Raw genomic sequence first — 21606 nt, forward strand, 5'->3', positions numbered from 1 at the left:
TGCCGGGGCCGGGCGCATGCCCGGCCCCCAGGAGAATATTCATGGAAAGCGCACTGGCCCCCGAACCCGCCGTCCTGCTGGATGTCAATGGCATCGAGGTCATCTACAACCACGTGATCCTGGTGCTCAAGGGCGTATCGCTGAGCGTGCCGGAAGGCCGCATCGTGGCCTTGCTGGGGGCCAATGGCGCTGGCAAGACCACCACGTTGCGGGCTATTTCGAACCTGCTGCGCGGTGAACGCGGCGAAGTCACCAAGGGCAGCATCGAATATCGCGGCGAACGCATCGAATCGCTGTCGCCCGCCGATCTGGTGCAGCGCGGAGTGATTCAGGTGATGGAAGGCCGCCATTGTTTCGCCCACCTGAGCATCGAGGAAAACCTGCTGACCGGGGCCTATACCCGGCGTCTGGGGCGCGGCGATCTGGCGGCGGCGCTGGAACGGGTCTATCAGTATTTCCCGCGTCTGAAGCAACGGCGCAAAAGCCAGGCGGGCTATACGTCCGGCGGCGAACAGCAGATGGCGGCGATTGGTCGGGCGCTGATGGCCGATCCGCGCATGATCCTGCTGGATGAACCATCCATGGGGCTGGCGCCGCAGATCGTCGAGGAAATCTTCGAGATCGTGCGCGACCTGAACCAGCGCGAAGGCGTCAGTTTTCTGCTGGCCGAACAGAACACCAATGTGGCGCTGCGCTACGCCGACTATGGCTACATCCTGGAAAACGGTCGCGTCATGATGGATGGTGCGGCCCAGTCGCTGGCTGAAAACGAAGACGTCAAGGAATTCTATCTGGGCGTGTCGGGATCCGGTCGCACCAGTTTCCGCGACACCAAGTTCTATCGCCGGCGCAAGCGCTGGCTGGCCTGATTCACGAGGGGATGCATCATGCAGGCTTATTACGATGCGCGCGAGACGGCATCCGCCCCGCAGCGGGAACAGGAACTATTCGCCCGGCTGCCCGCCGTGTTGGCGGCGGCCCAGGCCGGGGCGCCGGCGATTGCGCGGCAGTTGCAGGGGGTGGACTTAAACAGCCTGACGTCGCGCCAGGCCTTGGCCAGGATTCCGGTGCTGCGTAAAAGCGAATTGCTGCAGATCCAGCATACGGCCCGCCTTGCCCAGCCGGCGATGCAGGGCGAGGCGGAAAGAGTGCGGGTCTTTGGCGGGGTATCCACCGTCGGCTGGGGCGCGGCGCGGCGCGTGTTCGCTTCGCCAGGCCCCATCTACGAGCCCGAAAGCGCCCGGACGGATTATTGGGGCTTTGCACGTGCTTTGCATGCGGCGGGCGTGCGTGCCGGAGACCTGGTGCACAACTGCTTTTCCTATCATTTCACGCCGGCAGGCTCGATGATGGAAACCGCCGCGCATGCCTTGGGCTGCACCGTCTTTCCCGGCGGCGTGGGGCAGACGGAACAGCAGGTGCGCACGATGGCCGATCTGGCGCCTCAGGCGTATACCGGCACGCCCAGCTTTTTGCGCATCATCCTGGAAAAGGCCGACGAGATGGGGGTGGCCCTGCCGGCGCTACGCTGCGCTCTGTTTTCCGGCGAGGCCTATCCGCCGTCGCTGCAGGCCTGGTTCCAGGCCAGGGGCATTCAGGGTTTTCAGGCGTATGGCAGCGCGGATCTGGGCATGATCGCGTTTGAAACCGAGGCTCGTGCCGGGCTGGTCCTGAATGAAGATTTGATCGTGGAAATCGTGCGACCCGGCACTGGCCAGCCCGTGCCGGACGGCGAAGTCGGCGAGGTCGTGGTGACGACCTTCAATCCGGACTATCCGCTGGTGCGCTTTGGCACCGGGGATCTGTCCGCCCTGATGCCGGGGGAATCCCCCTGCGGTCGTACCAATGGCCGCATCCGGGGCTGGCTGGGGCGGGCGGATCAGACCACCAAGGTGCGCGGCATGTTCGTGCATCCTGAACAGATTGCCCAGGTGCTGGTCCGCCATCCGCAAATCAGCCGTGCCAGGCTGGTCGTGTCGGGCGAAATGGGGCATGACATCATGACCTTGAAGGTCGAATCAGGGGATGATCTGGATCTGGCGAGTGTGGCCGATACCGTGCGAGATCAGACCAAACTGCGGGCCGTCGTCGACAGGGTGCTCGCGGGCACTCTGCCCAATGACGGCAAGGTGATCGAGGATATCCGCCGCTACGACTGATTTTAGGTCTTCTTGCGATAGACCAGGCTGATGTGCGCAAAGGCGGTCTGCAGTTCGCGGCTGCCCGCTTGAAAGAAGACGGGCCGGCCCTTGGCCACGAAGCACACCAGTTTCTTCGACGCCAGCTGCGGAATGAATTTGGTGGACTGGATATCGGCCCAGGAAACCTCGCGCCGCGAAATCCAGGACTGGCGGATACCCCAGTCGGAAATTTCCGTCACCGATGTCCACATATGCCAGCTCATCCACAGCAGCGCGCCGAAACACACGACCAGGCTGGCGACGACCGGCAGCGGCAGCGCGATATCGGGGGTGAGTTGCAGCACGATGAACAGGCGCACGGCGATGAGCGCCATGAATATCCAGGCGATGGCGCCGATCCAGCGTGGCCAGGCGCGTCCGCGCAGCGGCAAGGGGGCGATCTGAGCCAGGAGTTCGGCGTGTTCTTCGGGGGTGGGGCGGTCGAAAGGGGACATCGGAATGTATGGTGAGACAGCTTGCTCCAGGGGGAACGTGCTGTGCGGTTCTAGGGAAGCGGGCGTGTGTCTGGGGGACTGCAGGGGTCAGGCTCTTTTCAGGGCCAGGGCGCGGCCTGCGCGGCTGGCCGTGGGTCGTCCGATCTGACTGGAAATCCATTGCCCGATGTCCACGACGGCATCCAGGTCGACGCCGGTGTGCAGGCCCTGTCCGTGCAGCAGATACAGCACGTCTTCAGTGGCGACGTTGCCGGTGGCGCCCTTGGCGTAGGGGCAGCCCCCCAGGCCCGCCACAGAGCTATGGAAGATGCGCACTCCGCATTCCAGAGATGTCAGGATATTGGCCAGCGCCTGGCCGTAGGTGTCGTGGAAATGGCCCGACACCCGCGTCCCCAGATCGGTGATCTGGCCCACGGCTCGCATCACGCGGGCGACCTGCGCAGCCGTGCCCACCCCGATGGTATCGGCCACGTCGATTTCATCGCAGCCCAGGCGCAGCAAGCGTTCCGCCACATCCACGACGGCGGACACCGGGGTTTCGCCCTGATAGGGGCAGCCCAGGGCGCAGCTGATGCTGCCGCGCAGCCGCAAGCCGGCTTGCTTGGCCGCTGCCGCCACCGGCTCGAAGCGGGTCATGGATTCGGCGATGGAGCAATTGATGTTGCGCTGAGAAAAGGCTTCGCTGGCAGCCCCGAAAATAACCACTTCGTCTACCTGCGCCGCCTGGGCGCCCTCCAGCCCACGCATATTGGGCACCAGGGCGGAATAGATCGTGCCGGGCCGCCGCGTGATGCCTGCCATGACTTGCGTTCCGTCGGCCATCTGCGGCACCCACTTGGGCGAAACGAAAGAGACCGCTTCGACGTTAGGGAAGCCGGCGGCGGCCAGGCGGTTGACCAGTTCGATCTTGACCGCCGAGTCGAGGAATTGCTGTTCGTTTTGCAGGCCGTCGCGTGGGCCGACTTCGACGATCTTGACGTGTTCGCTCATGGAGATCCTTGCCGATGCGTGGGAGCCGGCCCCGGTGAGCCGGGGCCGGTCTGTAAAGTCATGCCCCGATCATAGCGCGGCGCTTGCGGACGCGGTGCAGGCAGGGCCGGAGATACCCCTGGCCGCGAGCTTATGCCGGGTCTGGCAGGCGCCGGTAGCGGCCATCCGCCTGGCGTTCCAGGGCGCCGCCGAGTTCCAGCAGCGTCAGTTCACCCATCAGCCGGTCGATGGTCCAGCCGGTGCGGGCCTGCAGGGTATCGAGATCCGCGGGTTCATAGCCCAGGGCCTGCAGCAGAGGCGCTGCCTCGGCGACAGGAGGATTGCCGGCAGGCCTTGCTGCCTGAGGAGCCTCGGCTGCGCTGGCCGGTGGCTTGGGGGTGAGGGGCGGCGCCGTCCCCGGCAAGACGCCTTGGCGCAATTCTTCGATGATGTCCTGCCCGGATTCGACCAGCTTGGCCCCCTGGCGGATCAGCGCATGGCAGCCGCGCGACAGCGGGGAATGGATGGACCCCGGGATGGCGAAGACCTCGCGCCCCATCTCTGTGGCCAGCCGCGCGGTGATCAGCGATCCGCTGCGAGCGGCGGCCTCGACCACCAGCACGCCGCGGCTCAGTGCCGCCACCAGGCGGTTGCGCTGCGGGAAGTGAAAGGGCAGACCCTGGGCGCCCAGCGGGAATTCCGACAGCATCAGGCCGTGTTCCGCAATGCGATGGGCCAGTGCGCGGTGCGCAGGCGGGTAGACCCGGTCGATACCGGTCCCCAGCACGGCCAGGGTGCCGCCGCCCGCCGACCCGGCATCCAGCGCGCCGGCGTGTGCCGACCCGTCGATGCCGCTCGCCAGACCGCTGACCACACACCAGCCCTGTTGCGCCAGATGCTGCGCGAACGCATGCGCATTGCGGGTGCCTTCCGGGGTGGCGCTGCGCGCGCCCACGATGGCCAGCATGGGCCTGCTCAGGATATCCAGCCGTCCGTGTGCGTACAGGATGGGCGGCGGATCGTTCAGTTCATACAGCGCGTGGGGATACTGCGGGTCGGCGAGCGTCAGCAGATGATGTCCGGGGTCGGCCAGCCAGTCCAGGCTGGCGTCGATGGCCTGCTGCAGGGCTTCGTCGGGCGGCTGGCGCAGCCGCGCCGCCAGGCCGGGGTCCAGGTAGCGCGCCAGGCTGCTGATGGAGGCCGCGCAGATGTCCTGGGGCATGCCGAAGGCCGACAGCAGCAGGCGGATGCGCGCCGCCCCAAGATCGGGTTCCAGGCTCAGGCGGATCCAGGCCCGCAGTTCGTCTTCGGCAATGGTCAATGGCATGGCGGCAGTGTGCCACGGATCGGAGACTTCGACTGGCTCGCGTGACATCCGGGTCCCGTAGGAATCGCAAATCTTGTTTTATGATAGAGCTTTAGGCATCATCGAATCAGGCAATTGTCATGGCTTTGCTTCCCATTCTCAAATATCCGGATCCCCGGCTGCACAAGGTCGCTGCCCCGGTGCAGCAGGTGGACGACCGCATTCGGCAATTGGTCCGCGACATGGCGGAAACCATGTACGCCGCGCCGGGCGTGGGCCTGGCGGCCACTCAGGTAGACGTGCACGAACGCATAGTCGTCATCGATGTATCCGAAGACGGCAATGATCTGCACGTGCTGATCAATCCCGAGATCACTTGGAAAAGCGACGAACTACAGGTCTACGAAGAAGGCTGCCTGTCCGTGCCGGGGGTCTACGACGAGGTCGAGCGGTCGGCCCGCATCCATGTGCGTGCGCTCAACGAGCAGGGCGAGCCCTACGAATTTGATGCGGACGGCCTGCTGGCCGTGTGCGTCCAGCACGAACTCGACCACCTGTTGGGCAAGGTCTTTGTCGAATATCTGTCCGTCCTGAAACAGAACCGTATCCGCACACGGCTGCGTAAGCAGCAGCGTGAAGCTGCCGGGGCCTGATCCCATGCGGCTTGTTTTTGCAGGAACCCCGGAATTCGCCCGGCAGGCTCTGTCGGCCATCCTGGATGCCGGTCATATGGTCGTGGGGGTGTTGACCCAGCCGGATCGTCCCTCCGGGCGAGGCATGAAATTGCAGGCCAGCCCCGTCAAGCAGGCGGCGCTGGATGCCGGCATCGCCGTGCTGCAACCGCGCAGCCTGCGCCTGGACGGCAAGTATCCCGACGAAGCCCAATCCGCGCAGGACACCCTGCGGGCCTGGGCGCCGGAGGTGATGGTGGTGGCGGCCTATGGTCTGATCCTGCCGCAGTGGGTGCTGGATCTGCCGCGTCATGGCTGCCTGAACATTCACGCCAGCCTGCTGCCGCGCTGGCGGGGGGCGGCCCCCATTCAGCGGGCGATTCAGGCCGGTGATGCGGACAGCGGCATCACCATCATGCAGATGGATGCCGGGCTGGATACTGGCGACATGCTGTTGCGGGTCGAATGTCCCATCGGACCGCAGGACACCGGGGCCAGCTTGCATGATGCGCTGGCCACCGCCGGCGCCAGTGCAATTGTCCAGGTGCTGGGCGATCTGGATGTCGGGCGTCTGCCTGATCCGGTACCGCAGCCCCAGGACGGCATTACCTATGCCGACAAACTGCAGAAATCCGAATCGGCCCTGGATTTTTCTCTGCCTGCCACCGAGCTGGCCCGGCGCATTCGCGCCTTTGATCCCTTTCCGGGGACTACGATGGCTTTGCCGGGCATCGAGCAGCCCGTGAAGGTCTGGGCGGCGCGGGCGCTGCCCATGCCGGATCAGTCGGCAGGCGCAGCGCCCGCCCCCGGCACGATCGTGCAGATGGGGCGCGAGGGCATCGACGTGGCGACGGCCCAGGGGCTGTTGCGGATCACCTTGCTGCAGAAGGCCGGCAGCCGGCGTCAGGCGGCAGACGTTTTTCTGCAATCGTATCGGGTGCCATGAGATCGGCAGGTGGGGCCATGACGGCGCTTGCTTGACGTGTGCCGCAGCCTGACCGATAGGGATTCAGCTGCTGGATGATTTCTTGCGCGAGGTATCGATGCCCAGCTGTTTCAGCTTGCGGTACAGGTGGGTGCGTTCCAGTCCGGTGCGTTCCGATACCCGTGTCATGCTGTGATTTTCGTGCAGCAGGTGGTATTCGAAATAAATGCGTTCGAATTCGTCGCGTGCTTCGCGCAGCGGCTGATTCAGAGAAATCGCGCCCAGATGGGAATCATCCGGCGCCGGGGCGGGCGCGGCTTGAGCCTGGGCGGCGGCGTTGCCCAGGGCGGGCTGCTGGGTGAAGACCGGGTCCGGCATGATCGGTCGTTCGGTGCGGCTGCGCATGGATTCCGGGATCACGGGTCGGGCCAGGCCGGCTGCCACGGTTTTCAGCAGCTTTTGCAGCGTGATGGGTTTTTCCAGGAAGTCGACGGCGCCAATGCGAGTGGCTTCCACGGCGGTGTCGACTGTGGCGTGGCCGCTCATCATGATGACGGGCATATTCAGCAGTCCCTGGCTGGACCATTCTTTCAGCAGGCTGACGCCGTCGATGTCGGGCATCCATATGTCCAGCAGAACCAGATCCGGTCTTTGGCGCAGGCGGTAGTCGCGAGCCTGGGCGGCGTTTTCTGCGAGAGCGACCGTATGGCCTTCATCGTAGAGAATTTCGGATAGCAGCTCACGAATGCCGATTTCATCGTCGACCACCAGAATTCTGGCCATATCACCTCACCTATGTATTGTGCGTATTATCCTGTGCCTGATCCTCGGCGTCCAGCAGCTCAGGCGCGCGTGTCAGCAGCGGGAACAGAATCGAGATGCGGGCGCCGCCTTCGGAGCGGTTGGAGATATCCACCTGAGCGCCGTGTTCCTCGACAATCTTCTTGACGATGGCCAGCCCCAGGCCGGTGCCCGTCGCTTTGGTGGTGACATAGGGCTCGAACACCCGGTGCAGCACTTCCGGCGCGAAACCGGGGCCGTTGTCCGAGACCGTCAGGCGGATGTTGGCATGGTCTGCGGCGTCTTCAGGGTCGATCAGGCGTGTCTGGATGCGGATTTCCGCCTCGCCGGGGGCGGCATGTGCGCTGGCAGCATCGCGAGCGTTGGCCAGCAGGTTGTGGATCACCTGGCGCAATTGCGCCGGGTCCCCCTGGATCGTGGGCAGGCCGTTGGCCAGGCGGACATCGATGCGCACGCCCGCTCTGGCCGGGGAGTCGCCGGTGTCGGCAGAGTCCCAGCCGTACAGCGTCAGCACATCGCTGAGCAGGGCGTTCAGGTCGATCTCCTGCATCTGTGGCGGCGGCGTACGGGCGTATTCCCGGAAATCATCCACCATGTGCTTGAGCGAGGTGACCTGATTGACGATGGTCTGGGTGGACCGCTGCAGCATCGCCGCGTCGTCGGCGTTCAGGCGGTCGGCCAGTTTCATGGCCAGACGTTCCGCCGAGAGCTGGATGGGAGTGAGCGGGTTCTTGATTTCGTGCGCCAGTCGGCGCGCGACCTCGCCCCAGGCAACCGTGCGGCTGGCCGAGATGACTTCACTGATGTCGTCGAACACGACCAGATAGCCGTCCTCGTGCCCATCCATCGCCAGGCGAGTCCCGCGGGCCAGCAGCGTAATGACGTGCTTTTTGCGTTCATTGTCCGGCGCCTGCTGCAGCTCGATTTCAAACTGCTGTTGCCAGTAGGGGCGCGTGGATTCCACGGCGCTGTGGGCGGCAAAAGCCTGGCGGATCAGTTGGGATAGGGCCATCGCGCCGTCCACGGTTTCCAGGGGACGGCCCTGGCAGGTGCGCAGGTCCAGGTGCAGGATGGATTGCGCACCCTGATTGAACAGGCTCAGGCGAAAGGCGTGGTCGAACACCAGGACGCCGGACGACAGGTTGCTCAGGACGGATTCCAGGTACAGATTGCTTTGTTCCAGTTGGCGCCGGTGGCGGTCCACCATCCGCCGCGCTTCGTCCAGTTGACGTGTCATGGCATTGAAGGACCGGGTCAGCTGGCCGACCTCGTCGCGCGCGGGGGGTTCGGGCAGGGGTCGGTAGTCGCCTACGCCGACCGCCTGGGTGCCCGAGGCCAGCGTCAACAAGGGTCGCGCCAGTCGGCGCGACACCGCCAGGGCGACGACGACGGCGGCGAATACCGCCAGGATCAGGGCCAGGGTCAACGTGATGCCGTACAGTTTGCGCAGACCCAGCCGCGACAGGGCTAATTCCTGGTAATCGCGAAAGCCTTGCTGTACCTGGCTGGCATTGTGCGCGATGCGTTCGGGCACGGCCTGGATGAGCTGCAGCCAGCGGGTGTCGCTGCCCAGACCTGTCGGAGAACCCAGGCGGTCCGCAGCTGATCCCAGCGGGATGACGACGCGCAGATGCAGTCCTGTACTGGTCGGCCCGCTGCTGGGTGTGACATCGGCCTCGGCAGCCGAGTAGCCCTGGGAGACGCGCAGCTGATTCATCACGCTGCTGGGCGGCAGATCGGGCAGTAACTGGCCGAAAGCAGATGATGAAAATGCTACCAGTCGACCGTTGCCGGTAAAGACCATGGCTTCGTCGATACTGCCGCTTTCCCGCAGCGAGGTGATCAGCAGCGCGGTTTCAGCATCGCTGGCGTTGTTCAGCCGCAGCGCCATGGTGTGGGCGCGGATATTCAGCTCGTTGAGCTGTGCGTCCAGCGCCGCTCGGCCCAGATTCAGGCCGGCTTCCAGGGCGCTGTCCACGCGCACGTTGAACCAGGATTCGATCGAGCGCGACATGAACTGCACCGACAGGACGTAGATGACGACGCCGGGCAGGATGCCGATCAGGGTGAAGTACAACGTGAACCGGGCCGTCATGCGCGCGCCGAACTGGCGCCGCCGGATCTGGCGGATCAGTCGAACGGTCAGCATGGCGACCCAGAACATCAGCGCCACCGCCAGCACGCCATTGAGCAGCAGCAGCAGATCGTATTGCTGCGCGTAGCGCGAGGCGTTGCCGGTGGACCAGACGAGCAGACCCAGCAGGGCCAGGGCGCTGATGGCGGCGATCAGCAGGGCGATGCGTAGTGTCCAGCGGATCAGTTTTGGGGCGTGTCGGCGGAAAGAGAAAATGTGAATTTTTTCCATGGAGTGGTCAGGGACCAGGTATTGCTGTTAAGCGCGTCCACCTGAAACGGTCGAGCCAGCCGTGACGTGTCCAGCCGCAGCCGCAATTGCCCTTCGTAGTCGATGCCCGGCTGGAACTGGTCGGCGGCGCCCACCTGCCAGCCTCGGATGTGGCGCACCAGATCCAGGGCTTCGTCCAGCGTGGCGGCGGGCAGAGACAGCTCGTCCAGAGAAACACGCCATTGCCGGGTCAGTGCATTGAACTGGATGCGCCAGGTCTGTTCGACGGCGACGACGGTCTGGTCGAACCACCACCAGCGGGGGCGATGGATCTGCAAATCGGCGGTGAAATAGAGCGGGACGCCTTTTTGTACGGCGTCGCGCAGTTCCCCGCCCAAGGTGAAATCGATGTCAGCGTCGATCAGCAACTGACCTTGCTCCACCAGGGGGTCGATGCGCACGACCTGGCCTTCGCGGCCATAAGCGGCTGGCAGGAGGTTCAGTAAACAGAAGGTCAGCGTGATCAGAAAACGGAGCATGCACGAAGCTGAGCGACGAAGCAGACGATGGCGGTATTGTTGATGACGTCGCGCCGGAGCGCAAGCCGGGCGTGATCTCGCGCCTTGCGGTTGGGGCGGTCGGCACTGCTCAGCCGCGGGCGTTTTCCGGTTTGCGGATCAGTGCATAGAAAAACCCGTCGCCTTGGTCGACTCCGCCCGGCAGGATCTGGCCGGGGGCAGCTCGCCGCAGGGCATCCGGGTGGCGATCCAGAAAAGCCTGGATCTGGGATTCGCCTTCCTGGGGAAAGATCGAGCAGGTGGCGTACAGCAGGTGGCCGCCGGGCGCCAGCAGCGGCCACAGGGCATCGGCGATGTTCGCCTGCAGCGCGGCGGTGCGGGCCACGTCCTCGGCGCGGCGCAGCCAGCGGATGTCGGGGTGGCGGCGCACGACACCGGATGCGGTGCAGGGCACGTCCGCCAGGATCGCATCGTAAGGCTGACCGTCCCACCAGTCCGCAGGCGCGGCGGCATCGGCGCAGCGCAGGTGCACGGTGTCCGATGACAGGCCCAGCCGCTGCAGATTGTCGGCGACGCGTTCCAGGCGGGCTGCATCGCTGTCCAACGCGGTCAGCGCCAGGGTATGGCGTTCCAGCAGGTGGGCGGTCTTGCCGCCCGGCGCGGCGCAGGCATCCAGCACCCGCATATTGTCTTGCAAGGGCAGCAGCTCGCCTGCGCGCTGGGCGGAGGCGTCTTGCACCGACCACCAGCCTTCGGCAAAGCCAGGGATATCGCGCACCGGCAGCGGGCGTTCCAGGATCAGGCCGACGGATCCGATCGGCGCGGCGGCGATGCCCGCCGTCTGGAGCAGTGCCAACAACTGCGCGCGGGATTGTCGACGGACATTGACCCGCAGCGTCATGGGCGGCGGCTGGTCGGCGGCCTGCAAAATCGCCTGCCAGTGCTGCGGCCAGGCCTGGCGCAGGGCGTCGACCCACCAGTCGGGATGGTTCCAGCGGGCCAGCGACTGCGCCTGAATCTGCGGCAGCAGCGCCGCCCGTTCCCGGCCATAGCGGCGCAAGACGGCATTGATCAGGTTTTTAGCGGGGCGTGTGCGGCGGTCCGATTGCGCGGCCTGCACCAGTTGGTGCACCAACGTGTGTTCGGCATAGATCGGCGTGCCGGGAATTTGTGGCGTACCTTCGGTCTGGCGGAGACCGGCTTCCAGCAAGCTGATGCCCAGCAGCAGCATGGCCTCGGTCAGGCGTTCGGATGGACGTCTCGGCACCAGCTGCGCCCGGACTGCCTGGGCGAAACCCAGTTGGCGCATGGCATGGAAGGCCAGCGCCTGGGCGGCAGGACGCAAGGCGCCAGGCGTTTGGGCCAGGGACTCGGACAGCGACTGGCCTGTCAGTACGCCGCGCACCGCCTGGGCGGCTGCCAGCAGCTGCTGCGACAAGGCGATGCTCGTCCGGGACGGCGGTGCGCTGTCCGGTGCTGTGGGGGAGGCGTGTGGTGATTCTGGCACGATGGGGGGGTGAATTCAGCGGATCAAGGAGATTTTCTGGGGACTGTAGCACCAATTCATTAAAATCAAAGGTTTGCTTCGCACCTCGAGGATTCCATGAGCTCTTCTCCCCGTGTCGGTTTCGTCAGCCTGGGCTGCCCCAAGGCCCTGGTCGATTCGGAACGCATCCTGACCCAGCTGCGCATGGATGGCTACACCATCAGCGCCGATTACGACGGCGCCGACGTGGTGGTGGTCAACACCTGCGGCTTCATCGATAGCGCCAAGGCCGAATCGCTGGACGCCATCGGCGAGGCCATCACCGAAAATGGCAAGGTCATCGTCACCGGTTGTCTGGGCGTCGAGGCCGACATGATCCGCGACGTGCATCCGGCGGTGCTGGCGGTGACCGGTCCGCAGCAGTATGAACAGGTGGTGCGGGCCGTGCACGACGCGGCTCCGCACGACCGTGCCCACGATCCCTACGTGGATCTGGTGCCGCCTCAGGGCATCCGCCTGACGCCGCGCCACTACGCCTATCTGAAAATTTCCGAGGGCTGTAACCACAATTGCAGTTTCTGCATCATTCCGTCCATGCGCGGGCGCCTGGTCAGCCGCCCGATCGGCGACGTGCTGGGCGAGGCCCGCCGTCTGGTGGATGCGGGCGTGAAGGAACTGCTGGTGATTTCCCAGGACACCAGCGCCTATGGCGTGGACGTCAAATACCGCACGGGCTTCTGGGATGGTCGCCCCGTCAAGACCCGTCTGACGGAGCTGGCCCAAGCCCTGGGCGAATTCGGCGTCTGGGTGCGCATGCACTATGTGTACCCCTATCCTCACGTGGACGAGCTGATCCCCCTGATGGCCGAGGGCCGTATCCTGCCGTATCTGGATATCCCTTTCCAGCATGCCAGCCCGCGCATTCTGAAAGCCATGAAGCGCCCCGCCTTCGAGGACCGTACCCTGGCCCGCATCCGTCAGTGGCGCGAGGCTTGTCCGGATCTGACGCTGCGCTCTACCTTCATCGTCGGTTTTCCTGGTGAAACGGAAGAAGATTTCCAGTATCTGCTGGATTGGATGAGCGAGGCCCAGCTGGACCGTGTCGGCTGCTTCCAGTATTCCCCGGTGGATGGCGCCAAGGCCAACGAGTTGGCCGATCCCGTGCCCGACGAGGTCAAGGCCGAGCGCTGGGAACGCTTCATGGCGCATCAGCAGGCCATTTCCACTCAGCGTCTGGCGGCCAAGGTCGGGCGGACACTGACCGTGCTGGTGGACGAGGTTGATGATCAGGGCGGCGCCACGGCGCGTTCCATGGCGGACGCCCCGGAAATCGATGGCAGCGTGTTGCTGCGGGACGCCGCTGGCTGCGCCCCCGGCGATCTGGTCCAGGTGCGTATCGAAGACGCCGACGAATACGATCTGTACGGGGCGCCGGTTTAAGCGTCCGGCTTGCGTGGCACCACCCTGGGCGGCGGCTTGCCGTCTTCCAGAGGCTGGGCGCGCTTGAAGACGGTGACGGGCAGTTCGCCGATCACGCCGCGTCGGGCGGCAGCTCGCCAGGCGTGGCCGTAGGCGACTTCCAGGGTCAGGTGGATGGTCCCGTCCTGATGGCGGCGGCGCTCCAGCGCCTGAATCAGTCGGTCGCGCCAGGCGCGGCCCGCCAGCCCCGCACGCCGCTGCGGATGAGGATTGCCGCCCAGCAGGCGCACATCGTCCAGGAGCTTGTCGGCGGTCTTGTAGGTCAGGGTGATGATTTCCTGATCCATCACGGGATCGGCGAAACCGACCTGTAGCATCAGGTCGCCGAAATCGTGCATGTCCACGAATTCCATGGGGTGGGTGTCCAGACCCGCCTCGGCGGCGGCTTCGCGCAATTCGCGCAGCGACCCTGGCCCCAGGCTGGAATACATGGCCAAGGCGTCGTTGCGCAGAATGCGGCGCCATTCTTGCAGCACCAGGTGGGGTTCCGGGTGCCAGTGCAGGGCCAGGTTCGACCACACCAGATCCAGGCTTTGGTCGGACAGACCAGTTTCCGCCAGGTCGGCCTGCAGGAATTCGGGTTGCGGCGTGGGCTTGTTGCGCAAGCGGTGCCAGAAGCCCGGCTTGCTCAGGAAGCGTTCGCGGGCGGTGTCCAGCAGGGCTGCGCAGTTGTCCAGGCCGGTGTAATGCAGGTTCGGATAGCGGGCGCGCAGGGGGTCCAGCGCATGCGCCGCCCCGCAGCCGGCATCCAGGATGTCGTGCGGATCGATCCGGATATAGCTGAGCCGGCGCAGCATGCGCTGGGCGATCTCGCCCAATAGAAACTGGGATGCATCCAGCGGTGCGCGCCGGGCGAATTGCCGTGCGACAGCCGCAGGATCGATGGGCAGACGGGGAAGCTGTGACATAAAGGATCAAGACCGGTGCCGTCGCGCGCGGCACTGTGATGTGATGGAGCACACGTGGCGGAAAGGAAGGTGACATTATGCGGCATCTGACAGCCTGGCGCGACTGGCGCCGCTGGATACCGGCGCAATGCCCTGGGTGCGGGCGGCGCATCCTGGGACAGGGCCTGTGCGATGCCTGCCGTGGGGCGCTGGCGCTGGACTTGACGCATCCCCGCTGTCGGGTGTGTCTGCATCCGCTGGTGGCGGGCGTCTGCCCCGATTGTCCTGACGAGGCTCCCGCATACGACCGGATTATTGCTGCCTTTGATTATCAAGCGCTGGGAAGAGACCTGATCCAGGATTACAAGGTGCGCTGCCGCTTGTCCCTGGCCAGTGTGCTGGCGGATCGGCTGGCCTGCGCCGTGCGCGCCGCGCCGCCTGCGGATCGCCCCGACTGGATCGTGCCAGTGCCCGCGCGGCGTCAGGCCCTGCGCCAACGAGGATTCAGCCCGCCTGCGGAGATCGCGCGCCTGTTGGCGGTACGGCTGGGCCTGGCTTACCGCCTGGACGGGGTGCGGCGTGTGCAGGACGGCAGAAAGCAGGCGGCGCTGGGGCGTGCGGATCGTTTGCAGGCGCAGGCGGGGCTGTATGTCTGCGGCAGGGGCGGGCGCGGGGGCGCTCGCCAGTTCCAGTGGCATCGGCCCGACGGGGAATGGACGGGGCGCCTGGACGGCCTGCGGATTGCCGTGATCGACGATGTGTTGACGACCGGGGCGACGCTGCAGGCGGTGTCCGTGGCGTTGAAGGCCGCCGGCGCGGTCAGGGTAGAGGGCTGGGTCCTGGCTCGCGCGGTGCGCCGCCCGCTCCCGCGCTAGGTGGGGCCGGTGCGTTTTACAATGGGCGTCTTGCATGCGCCTGCCGCGCAGCGCTTCCCTTTGCCGCCATGTTTCACGTCGTCCTCGTCGAACCAGAAATTCCGCCCAATACGGGCAATGTCATCCGTTTGACCGCCAATACCGGCACGCATCTGCATCTGGTGCGCCCGCTGGGCTTTCCGCTGGACGACGCCCGCATGCGCCGGGCAGGGCTGGATTATCACGAATGGGCGGACATGCAGGTGCATGACACGCTCAGTCAGGCGCTGGCCGCCATCGGCGGGGATTCTGCCCGCCGCTTCGCGCTGACGACTCATGGTTCGGTGCTGATCGGGACGCAGCCCTTGCAGCCGGGCGATGTGTTTGTGTTCGGGCGGGAAACCGCCGGCCTGTCGGCGGAACAACTGGCCATGTTCCCGCTGGATCAGCGCATCCGTCTGCCGATGCGCCCGCAGCAGCGCAGCTTGAATCTGTCCAATGCGGTGGCGGTCACCGTGTTCGAAGCCTGGCGGCAAGCCGGCTATGCCGGCGGCATCTGACGGGATCGGGGCGGGACCCGGCGAGCGGCTTATTCGGACCGCGCCTCGCGGGCCAGCAGGGCCGCTACGGCTTGCCGGGGCGGCAGGCTTTCGAATAGGACTTGGCAGACGGCTTCGGTGATGGGCAGCTCGATCTGGTGGCGTTGTCCCAGAGCCAGGGCCGCTCTGGCGCAGCGTACGCCTTCTGCGGTCATGCCGCTGGCCAGGATCGCGTCCAGCGACTGGCCCTGGCCCAGCGCGATGCCCACCTGACGGTTGCGCGACAGATCGCCCGTCGCGGTCAGCACCAGATCGCCCAGTCCGGTCAGACCGGTAAAGGTTTCAGCGCGCCCGCCCAGTGTGACGCCCAGGCGCTGAATTTCCGCCAGCCCTCGGGTGATCAGGGCCGCCCTGGCATTGGTGCCCAGTTGCAGGCCATCGCTGATGCCGCAGGCGATCGCCATGACGTTCTTCAGCGCCCCGCCCACTTCGACGCCGATGATGTCGCGGGTCGTGTAGATGCGCGCCTGTGTGCCGTGAAAGGCGGCCTGGGCGGCCTGCCCGGTCTGGGCCTGGGTGCTGGCGACCGTCAGGGCGACCGGCAGACCTTGGGCGACTTCGCGGGCGAAAGACGGCCCGGACAGGACGCCGGCCTGCAGCCAGGGGGCATGGGGCAGGGCGGCGCTGATGATCTGGTGCGGCCACTGCTGGGTGTCGGGGCTGATGCCCTTGCAGGTCCAGAGCAGATGGATGGGGGTGCGCGTGCTGGCGGGCAGATCGTGGGCCAGGCGGTGGCACAGATTTTCCAGCCCTGCCATGGGGACACCCAGCACGATCAGCCGGATGGTGTCGTTTGGCCCCTGCAGCACGTGATCCAGCGCCGTCGACCAGTCGTCGGTGGCCGACAGGAACGCCGGCAGATCGATGCCGGGCAGATAGCGCGGATTGCGGTGGGTCTGCTGGATGGCGCGAATTGTCTCGGTATCGCGGGCCCAGAGCAGGGTATCGCTGTGCTGGCTGGCCAGTGCGGCCAGCGCGGTGCCCCAGCTGCCTGCGCCCAGGACGGTGAGTCGAACGGATGGCATATGACGGGTCCTGTCGACAGCGAGGAGGCGAAGGTCCGCAGGCGGCAGTGTGCCACCTGCGGACCGGACCGCTTAGTTGCGGGCGCCGGGGGGCAGGATCAGGCCGGAGTCTTCGCCCTGCGCGGGTTCGCCGCTTTGCTGGGCCAGGCGCTGTTCGTACAAGGCCTGGAAGTTCATTTCGCTGAGATGCAGCGGCGGCAGCGAGGTGCGGGTGATGGCATCGGCCACATTGGCCCGCAGATAGGGATACAGCATGGTCGGGCAGACGATGCCCAGCAGCGGGTCGAGCTGTTCGGCGGGAATGTTGGAGGCTTCAAAGATGCCGGCCTGGCTCAGTTCGACCAGGTACAGGACCTTATCGCCGATGCGGGTGGTCACCGTGGCCGTCACCACGGCTTCGAAGACGGATTCAGCCAATTGCTGGCCGCCCACCTGGATCGAGACCTCGACGGTCGGTGCTTCCTGTTCCAGGAAGATCGATGGCGCATTGGGCATTTCCAAGGACAGGTCCTTGACGTAGGTGCGCTGCAGCCCAAAGCTGGGGGCCTGGTCGGCGTTGTTTTCTTCAGACATGAGATTTTCCGTACAAAAGGTGTGGAGAGGGCGGGATCAGGCCTGCAGCAGCGGCAGCAGGCCGTCGGCACGGTCCAGGGCGGACAGGTCGTCGAAGCCACCGATGTGGCGTTCGTCGATATAGATTTGCGGCACGGTGCGCCGACCGGTGCGTTCCATCATGATGGCGCGCTGATCCGGCTCGCGGTCCACGTAGATTTTATGGATGTGCTGGACGCCGCGTTGCTTCAGCAGCATTTCAGCGCGTGTGCAATAGGGGCACACGGTCGTGCAGTACATGGTGATTTGGGCCATGGTGAGCTTCGGTCAGGATTTTTTCAGGGGCATGCCGCCCTCGGTCCAGGCGTTCAGGCCGCCTTCCAGGCAGAACGCTTGCGTAAAGCCGTGCTTGCGCAGTTGCGCGACGGCGCGGGCGCCCTCGCGGCCATGGGCATCGACGATGACGACGGGCTTGTCCTGGGGCAGGGTGCCGACGTGGGCATCCAGCGTGTCCAGGGTGATGTTGCGGGCTTGCGGAATGTGGCCTGCCTTGAATTGTTCCGTCGGACGGATGTCCACGAACACACCTTGTTCGCGGTTGATATGCTGGATGGCGTCGGCCAGGGCGATGCGTCCGTTGGAACGCCCCTTGGCCAGACTGGGCCACAGCAACATGGCCCCGGATGCCAGGGCAATGAGCACGATCCAGAGGTTGTTTTGACTGAGTAAAAAGTCCACAGTGCTTCCTGTAACAGTGGTCTAGGGAAATTGTATGCTGAGGGATTATAAAATGGTCCGCAGTTTTCAACTTTTCAGGTTAACCGATCATGCACAAACTGGTTCTTATGCGTCATGGCGAAAGCCAATGGAATCTCGAAAACCGCTTCACTGGCTGGACCGACGTGGACCTGACCGACACAGGCCGGACCCAGGCTTGGCAGGCCGGTGAACTGCTGCGTGCCGAAGGCTACGCCTTCGATCTGGCCTTTTCGTCGGTCCTGAAGCGCGCCATCCGCACGCTGTGGATCGCCTTGGACGCAATGGATGCCATGCATACGCCGGTCGGTTTGAACTGGCGCCTGAACGAACGCCATTATGGCGCGCTGCAGGGCCTGAACAAGGCCGAAACCGCTGCCAAATACGGGGATGCGCAGGTGCTGCAGTGGCGCCGGGCGTACGACATTGCGCCCGATCCGTTGTCCGTCGACGATCCCCGTCACCCGCGGTTCGATGCGCGCTACCAGCGTGTGCCCGTCGATCAGCTGCCGGCGACGGAATGTCTGCGCGATACGGTAGCCAGGGTGGTGCCGTTCTGGAATGATTCCATCGCTCCTGCCATCCGTTCCGGACGCCGGGTCCTGATTGCCGCCCACGGCAATAGTCTGCGGGCGCTGATCAAGCATCTGGACGGCGTATCCGACGAGGACATCATCGGCGTGAACATCCCCACGGGTCAGCCGCTGGTCTACGAACTGGATGACGATCTGCGACCGCTGCGCCACTACTATCTGGGCGACGAGGATCAGATCCGGGCTGCCATGCAGGCGGTGGCCAATCAAGGTAAGGCGCAACAGGCCTGATATGCGTCGTATCGGTCTGGGGCTGTGCCTGTGCCTGGCGTTAAATGTCGCTCAGGCGCAATCTTCCTTGCAGGAACGCCAGGCGCAGGCCCGCGAAGACCGGCAAGTTTTACGCGACCGGATCGATGCGCTGCAAAAACGCATCGGGGCGACAGAGTCCGAGCGTCAGGATGCCTCGCTCGCCCTGAAAGACTCGGAACAGGCGATTTCCGACATCAGCCGCACCCTCGTGGATCTGGACCGGCGTCGCAAGACGCTGGTCGCTACGCTGGAGCAGCTACAGGATGCGCATCGACAGCAGAGTGCTGAATTCGATCGCCAGCGCCAGGCGCTGGCCGATCAGTTGCGCGCACAATACGCCAGCGGCCTGTCCCCCTGGACGGCGGTGTTGTCGGGGCGGGATCCCCAGGAAATCGGTCGCGAACTGGCCTATCTGGCCTACGTATCGCGGGCGCGTGCCCGGATGCTGAAGACCTTGCAGGCGACGGTGTCGCGACTCGCCGACTTGCAGCAGCAGGCCGATCAGGGGCAACGGGAACTAGATGCCCTGGTAGCCGATACACAGGTTCAGAAACAGGCTTTGCAGGCGCAACAGGCGCAGCGGCGCGATGCGCTGGCTCAGGTGCAGGCCCGCCTGAAAGACGAGCACCAGCAGGCCAAGAGCCTGGAATCCAGGGATGCGCGGCTGGGCTCATTGATCGAGTCGCTGGATGCTGAAATCGCCCGCGCCGAGGCTCGTCGGCAGGCGGCGCTCAAGGCCGCCGCCGAGCGTCGCGCCAAAGAGCGGGCCGAGCAGGCGCGGCGCGAACAGCAGCGGCTGGCGCAGCAGCAGGCGCAGCAGGTGCGCGAACAGGCCGAACGCCACGTGCGGGAATCCGTCGGCACAGATTTGTCAGCCGAGGAACAGGCGGCCTCCGCCGGCCAATCCCGACCCGTGCCGCCGACCGCGGCAGAACCCGCCGAAGATGCCGGCAGGGCCATGCCTGATACGGGGTTTTCCGGCCTGCGCAAAAACCTTCCCCGACCGGTGGCGGGCGAGGTGCAGGGGCGTTTCGGGATGCAGCGTCCCGAGGGCGGCGTGTGGCGCGGCATCGTGCTGCGCTCGGCGCTGGGTACGCCCGTGCATGCCGTCGCCCCAGGGCGGGTGGTGTATGCGCATTGGCTCAGCGGCTTTGGCAATCTGCTCATCATCGATCATGGTCAGCAATATCTCAGCATCTACGGGTATACCCAGGCCCTGCTCAAACAGGTGGGCGACGTGGTGGCGGCGGGGGATGTGGTCGCACGCGTCGGCGCCACCGGGGGGCAGGTCGAACCGGGGCTGTATTTCGAGCTGCGCCATCAGGGGGCGCCGATCAATCCCCAACTATGGTTGCAGCCTTAATTTCTGTACTATGTTGATCTTGGTGCGTGCGCATCGCGCGACGGGCCGTTTTGACGGCAGGGTATTTGTTTAGGGAACACGCATGGGCATGCGAAAGAATCGAACGCTGGGTTGGATCATGGCAGGCTTTCTGGGGGGTATCCTGGTCAGCCTGGGCATTACCGCCGCGGCCCAGAAAGGCGAACCGCTGCCGCTCAAAAGCTTGCAGCAGTTCGCCAATGTCTATGGTGCCATCAAATCCAGCTATGTCGAGCCCGTGGCCGATCAGGTGCTGATAGACGATGCCATCAAGGGGCTGTTCACCGATCTTGATCCGCATTCCGTCTACCTGGACGAAGAAGCCTACAAACAGATGCAGGACATCACTCGCGGCGGTTTCGGCGGGCTGGGCATCGAGATCGGCACCCAGGACGGCATGCCTAAAGTCATCGCCCCCATCGAGGACACCCCGGCGGCGCGCGCCGGCATCCTGACGGGCGACCTGATCACGCAGATCAATGGCGAACCGACCAAGGGCATGTCCTTGAACGATTCGGTCAAGAAAATGCGCGGTGAACCCGGCACGCCCATCGATCTGACGATCGAGCGCGCCGGCAGCCCCAAGCCGCTGAAATTTCACATCGTGCGTGAAATGATCAAGACCCGTAGCGTACGGGGCAAGATGCTGGCCAACGATATCGCCTACGTGCGCATCAGCCAGTTTCAGGATCGCACGACGGCGGATCTGGTCAGGATGCTGGTCGATCTGTCGAAAAAGCAGGCGCCCAAAGGCCTGATTCTGGATCTGCGTAACGATCCGGGCGGCTTGCTGGACGGCGCCATTGGCGTGACGTCCGCGTTCATCGATGCGGGCAAGCTGGTAGTGTCCACCAAGGGCCGCATCCCTTCATCCAACGAAGAATTCTACGCCCGTTCGTTGAACAGCAATCATGGCGTCGATGCGGGGGTCACGCTGCCGTCCTGGACGCGCACCGTGCCCATGGCGGTGCTGGTGAACATCGGCTCGGCCTCGGCGTCGGAAATCGTGGCGGGCGCTTTGCAGGACTACAAACGCGCCCAGATCATCGGCAATCGCACGTTCGGCAAAGGCTCTGTGCAGTCGGTGCTGCAGCTTAGCAAAGACACGGGGATCAAGCTGACCACCGCCCGCTATTACACGCCCAGCGGTCGATCCATCCAGAACACTGGGGTGGCGCCGGACCACATCGTGGACGACAGCGCCGCCGGCAATCTGTTCCGCATGCAGCGCGAGGTCGATCTGCAGCATCATCTGGCCAGCCAGACCACGCAGCAGGCGGATGAAAATGAAGACAGCGATTTCGTCGAGGGCGAGATCAAGATGTTCGAGTTCGGCGGGGCGGACGATTGGCAGCTGCAGCAGGCGATCAACGTCCTGCAAGGGCGCCCGGTGATGAAATCCGACCCTGCGCTGACGCGCCAGGCCCGGGCGGCAGATAAGAACCCGGCGGCGGCGCCGGTTGCATCAGCCCCGGCCAAACCCGCCGCTGCTGAAAAAAAAACCCTGAATGAGGGTTCGGGTGACGTAGATCGCTACCGGATCACCCCCGAAGGGCTGATCAAGGTCCAATGA

The 21606-nt window shown here is 65.0% G+C and carries 22 protein-coding genes; 10 read left to right on the forward strand and 12 right to left on the reverse strand.

The window, feature by feature from the left end; translation table 11 throughout:
• Positions 1–41: 41 nt before the first annotated feature.
• Together WBF69_RS07490 and WBF69_RS07495 are read left to right on the forward strand one after the other, a co-directional pair.
• Positions 42–869 (forward strand): ABC transporter ATP-binding protein, encoded by an 828-nt coding sequence (locus WBF69_RS07490; protein WP_424262788.1) that lies wholly within the window; start codon positions 42–44, stop codon positions 867–869.
• Between the two features lie 18 nt (positions 870–887).
• Positions 888–2159 carry a phenylacetate--CoA ligase family protein gene (locus tag WBF69_RS07495; RefSeq protein WP_424262790.1) on the forward strand — a complete coding sequence of 424 codons (1272 nt, stop codon included), beginning with the start codon at positions 888–890 and terminating at the stop codon, positions 2157–2159.
• Between the two features lie 2 nt (positions 2160–2161).
• Here the strand turns inward: WBF69_RS07495 and WBF69_RS07500 are convergent, their stop codons facing one another.
• From WBF69_RS07500 to dprA, 3 genes are all read right to left on the reverse strand, one after another.
• Positions 2162–2635 carry a hypothetical protein gene (locus tag WBF69_RS07500; RefSeq protein WP_424262792.1) on the reverse strand — a complete coding sequence of 158 codons (474 nt, stop codon included), beginning with the start codon at positions 2633–2635 and terminating at the stop codon, positions 2162–2164.
• 87 nt (positions 2636–2722) lie between these two features.
• Complete coding sequence (locus WBF69_RS07505; RefSeq protein WP_424262794.1) at positions 2723–3625, reverse strand: hydroxymethylglutaryl-CoA lyase; 903 nt, start codon at positions 3623–3625, stop codon at positions 2723–2725.
• A 130-nt stretch (positions 3626–3755) separates the two neighbouring features.
• Positions 3756–4931 carry a DNA-processing protein DprA gene (gene dprA / locus WBF69_RS07510; protein WP_424263037.1) on the reverse strand — a complete coding sequence of 392 codons (1176 nt, stop codon included), beginning with the start codon at positions 4929–4931 and terminating at the stop codon, positions 3756–3758.
• Positions 4932–5050: 119 nt separating this feature from the next.
• Between dprA and def the strand changes: the two genes are divergently transcribed.
• Together def and fmt are read left to right on the forward strand one after the other, a co-directional pair.
• The gene (def, locus tag WBF69_RS07515) at positions 5051–5563 is read left to right on the forward strand and encodes a peptide deformylase (protein ID WP_424262796.1); all 513 of its coding nucleotides are present in this window, start codon (positions 5051–5053) and stop codon (positions 5561–5563) included.
• A gap of 4 nt (positions 5564–5567) precedes the next feature.
• The gene (gene fmt, locus WBF69_RS07520) at positions 5568–6527 is read left to right on the forward strand and encodes a methionyl-tRNA formyltransferase (protein WP_424262798.1); all 960 of its coding nucleotides are present in this window, start codon (positions 5568–5570) and stop codon (positions 6525–6527) included.
• 63 nt (positions 6528–6590) lie between these two features.
• Here fmt and WBF69_RS07525 read toward each other — a convergent pair whose 3' ends face one another.
• From WBF69_RS07525 to rsmB, 4 genes are all read right to left on the reverse strand, one after another.
• Positions 6591–7289: a response regulator gene (locus tag WBF69_RS07525; RefSeq protein WP_424262799.1), complete on the reverse strand. Its 699-nt coding sequence runs from the start codon at positions 7287–7289 to the stop codon at positions 6591–6593.
• 10 nt (positions 7290–7299) lie between these two features.
• Positions 7300–9624 (reverse strand): ATP-binding protein, encoded by a 2325-nt coding sequence (locus WBF69_RS07530; protein ID WP_424263039.1) that lies wholly within the window; start codon positions 9622–9624, stop codon positions 7300–7302.
• Entirely contained in the window at positions 9624–10190 is a 567-nt protein-coding gene (locus tag WBF69_RS07535; RefSeq protein WP_424262801.1) for a DUF4390 domain-containing protein, read from the reverse strand. Before WBF69_RS07535 ends, WBF69_RS07530 begins: the two co-directional genes overlap by 1 nt.
• Positions 10191–10299: 109 nt before the next feature.
• Entirely contained in the window at positions 10300–11607 is a 1308-nt protein-coding gene (rsmB, locus tag WBF69_RS07540; protein ID WP_424262803.1) for a 16S rRNA (cytosine(967)-C(5))-methyltransferase RsmB, read from the reverse strand.
• A gap of 165 nt (positions 11608–11772) precedes the next feature.
• Here rsmB and rimO point away from each other — a divergent pair, with 165 nt between their 5' ends.
• Positions 11773–13095, forward strand: a complete 1323-nt coding sequence (gene rimO / locus WBF69_RS07545) for a 30S ribosomal protein S12 methylthiotransferase RimO (RefSeq protein ID WP_424262805.1) — start codon at positions 11773–11775, stop codon at positions 13093–13095.
• Here the strand turns inward: rimO and WBF69_RS07550 are convergent.
• Positions 13092–14042, reverse strand: a complete 951-nt coding sequence (locus WBF69_RS07550) for a methyltransferase domain-containing protein (protein ID WP_424262807.1) — start codon at positions 14040–14042, stop codon at positions 13092–13094. The genes rimO and WBF69_RS07550 overlap by 4 nt on opposite strands.
• 77 nt (positions 14043–14119) lie before the next feature.
• Between WBF69_RS07550 and WBF69_RS07555 the strand changes: the two genes are divergently transcribed.
• Together WBF69_RS07555 and WBF69_RS07560 are read left to right on the forward strand one after the other, a co-directional pair.
• Positions 14120–14896, forward strand: a complete 777-nt coding sequence (locus WBF69_RS07555) for a ComF family protein (protein WP_424262809.1) — start codon at positions 14120–14122, stop codon at positions 14894–14896.
• Between the two features lie 68 nt (positions 14897–14964).
• Entirely contained in the window at positions 14965–15435 is a 471-nt protein-coding gene (locus WBF69_RS07560; RefSeq protein ID WP_424262811.1) for a tRNA (cytidine(34)-2'-O)-methyltransferase, read from the forward strand.
• Positions 15436–15464: 29 nt separating this feature from the next.
• Here WBF69_RS07560 and WBF69_RS07565 read toward each other — a convergent pair whose 3' ends face one another.
• From WBF69_RS07565 to WBF69_RS07580, 4 genes are all read right to left on the reverse strand, one after another.
• Positions 15465–16499, reverse strand: a complete 1035-nt coding sequence (locus WBF69_RS07565) for an NAD(P)H-dependent glycerol-3-phosphate dehydrogenase (RefSeq protein ID WP_424262813.1) — start codon at positions 16497–16499, stop codon at positions 15465–15467.
• 72 nt (positions 16500–16571) lie between these two features.
• On the reverse strand, positions 16572–17072 hold the full coding sequence (gene secB, locus WBF69_RS07570) for a protein-export chaperone SecB (RefSeq protein WP_424262814.1): 501 nt from the start codon (positions 17070–17072) through the stop codon (positions 16572–16574).
• Positions 17073–17108: 36 nt separating this feature from the next.
• Entirely contained in the window at positions 17109–17366 is a 258-nt protein-coding gene (gene grxC, locus WBF69_RS07575; protein ID WP_424262816.1) for a glutaredoxin 3, read from the reverse strand.
• A 12-nt stretch (positions 17367–17378) separates the two neighbouring features.
• Entirely contained in the window at positions 17379–17789 is a 411-nt protein-coding gene (locus WBF69_RS07580) for a rhodanese-like domain-containing protein (RefSeq protein WP_424262818.1), read from the reverse strand.
• An 89-nt stretch (positions 17790–17878) separates the two neighbouring features.
• On the opposite strand from WBF69_RS07580, the gene gpmA reads away from it, so the two are divergent.
• The 3 genes from gpmA (at position 17879) to WBF69_RS07595 (ending at position 21606) form a co-directional block, all read left to right on the forward strand.
• A complete protein-coding gene (gpmA, locus tag WBF69_RS07585) occupies positions 17879–18631 on the forward strand; it encodes a 2,3-diphosphoglycerate-dependent phosphoglycerate mutase (protein WP_424262820.1) in 753 nt (250 codons plus the stop codon).
• 1 nt (position 18632) lies between these two features.
• Positions 18633–20015: a murein hydrolase activator EnvC family protein gene (locus tag WBF69_RS07590; RefSeq protein ID WP_424262822.1), complete on the forward strand. Its 1383-nt coding sequence runs from the start codon at positions 18633–18635 to the stop codon at positions 20013–20015.
• A gap of 82 nt (positions 20016–20097) precedes the next feature.
• On the forward strand, positions 20098–21606 hold the full coding sequence (locus WBF69_RS07595) for a S41 family peptidase (protein WP_424262824.1): 1509 nt from the start codon (positions 20098–20100) through the stop codon (positions 21604–21606).

Source organism: Castellaniella sp. (assembly GCF_049673105.1).
Lineage (GTDB): Bacteria > Pseudomonadota > Gammaproteobacteria > Burkholderiales > Burkholderiaceae_B > Castellaniella.

What these genes read in the sequence shown, in the direction of transcription:
- WBF69_RS07490 (WP_424262788.1), top strand. Translation starts at nt 42, where the DNA reads ATGGAAAGCGCACTGGCCCCCGAACCCGCCGTCCTGCTGGATGTCAAT.
- WBF69_RS07495 (WP_424262790.1), top strand. Translation starts at nt 888, where the DNA reads ATGCAGGCTTATTACGATGCGCGCGAGACGGCATCCGCCCCGCAGCGG.
- WBF69_RS07500 (WP_424262792.1), bottom strand. Translation starts at nt 2,635, where the DNA reads ATGTCCCCTTTCGACCGCCCCACCCCCGAAGAACACGCCGAACTCCTG.
- WBF69_RS07505 (WP_424262794.1), bottom strand. Translation starts at nt 3,625, where the DNA reads ATGAGCGAACACGTCAAGATCGTCGAAGTCGGCCCACGCGACGGCCTG.
- dprA (WP_424263037.1), bottom strand. Translation starts at nt 4,931, where the DNA reads ATGCCATTGACCATTGCCGAAGACGAACTGCGGGCCTGGATCCGCCTG.
- def (WP_424262796.1), top strand. Translation starts at nt 5,051, where the DNA reads ATGGCTTTGCTTCCCATTCTCAAATATCCGGATCCCCGGCTGCACAAG.
- fmt (WP_424262798.1), top strand. Translation starts at nt 5,568, where the DNA reads ATGCGGCTTGTTTTTGCAGGAACCCCGGAATTCGCCCGGCAGGCTCTG.
- WBF69_RS07525 (WP_424262799.1), bottom strand. Translation starts at nt 7,289, where the DNA reads ATGGCCAGAATTCTGGTGGTCGACGATGAAATCGGCATTCGTGAGCTG.
- WBF69_RS07535 (WP_424262801.1), bottom strand. Translation starts at nt 10,190, where the DNA reads ATGCTCCGTTTTCTGATCACGCTGACCTTCTGTTTACTGAACCTCCTG.
- rimO (WP_424262805.1), top strand. Translation starts at nt 11,773, where the DNA reads ATGAGCTCTTCTCCCCGTGTCGGTTTCGTCAGCCTGGGCTGCCCCAAG.
- WBF69_RS07550 (WP_424262807.1), bottom strand. Translation starts at nt 14,042, where the DNA reads ATGTCACAGCTTCCCCGTCTGCCCATCGATCCTGCGGCTGTCGCACGG.
- WBF69_RS07555 (WP_424262809.1), top strand. Translation starts at nt 14,120, where the DNA reads ATGCGGCATCTGACAGCCTGGCGCGACTGGCGCCGCTGGATACCGGCG.
- WBF69_RS07560 (WP_424262811.1), top strand. Translation starts at nt 14,965, where the DNA reads ATGTTTCACGTCGTCCTCGTCGAACCAGAAATTCCGCCCAATACGGGC.
- WBF69_RS07565 (WP_424262813.1), bottom strand. Translation starts at nt 16,499, where the DNA reads ATGCCATCCGTTCGACTCACCGTCCTGGGCGCAGGCAGCTGGGGCACC.
- secB (WP_424262814.1), bottom strand. Translation starts at nt 17,072, where the DNA reads ATGTCTGAAGAAAACAACGCCGACCAGGCCCCCAGCTTTGGGCTGCAG.
- grxC (WP_424262816.1), bottom strand. Translation starts at nt 17,366, where the DNA reads ATGGCCCAAATCACCATGTACTGCACGACCGTGTGCCCCTATTGCACA.
- gpmA (WP_424262820.1), top strand. Translation starts at nt 17,879, where the DNA reads ATGCACAAACTGGTTCTTATGCGTCATGGCGAAAGCCAATGGAATCTC.
- WBF69_RS07590 (WP_424262822.1), top strand. Translation starts at nt 18,633, where the DNA reads ATGCGTCGTATCGGTCTGGGGCTGTGCCTGTGCCTGGCGTTAAATGTC.
- WBF69_RS07595 (WP_424262824.1), top strand. Translation starts at nt 20,098, where the DNA reads ATGGGCATGCGAAAGAATCGAACGCTGGGTTGGATCATGGCAGGCTTT.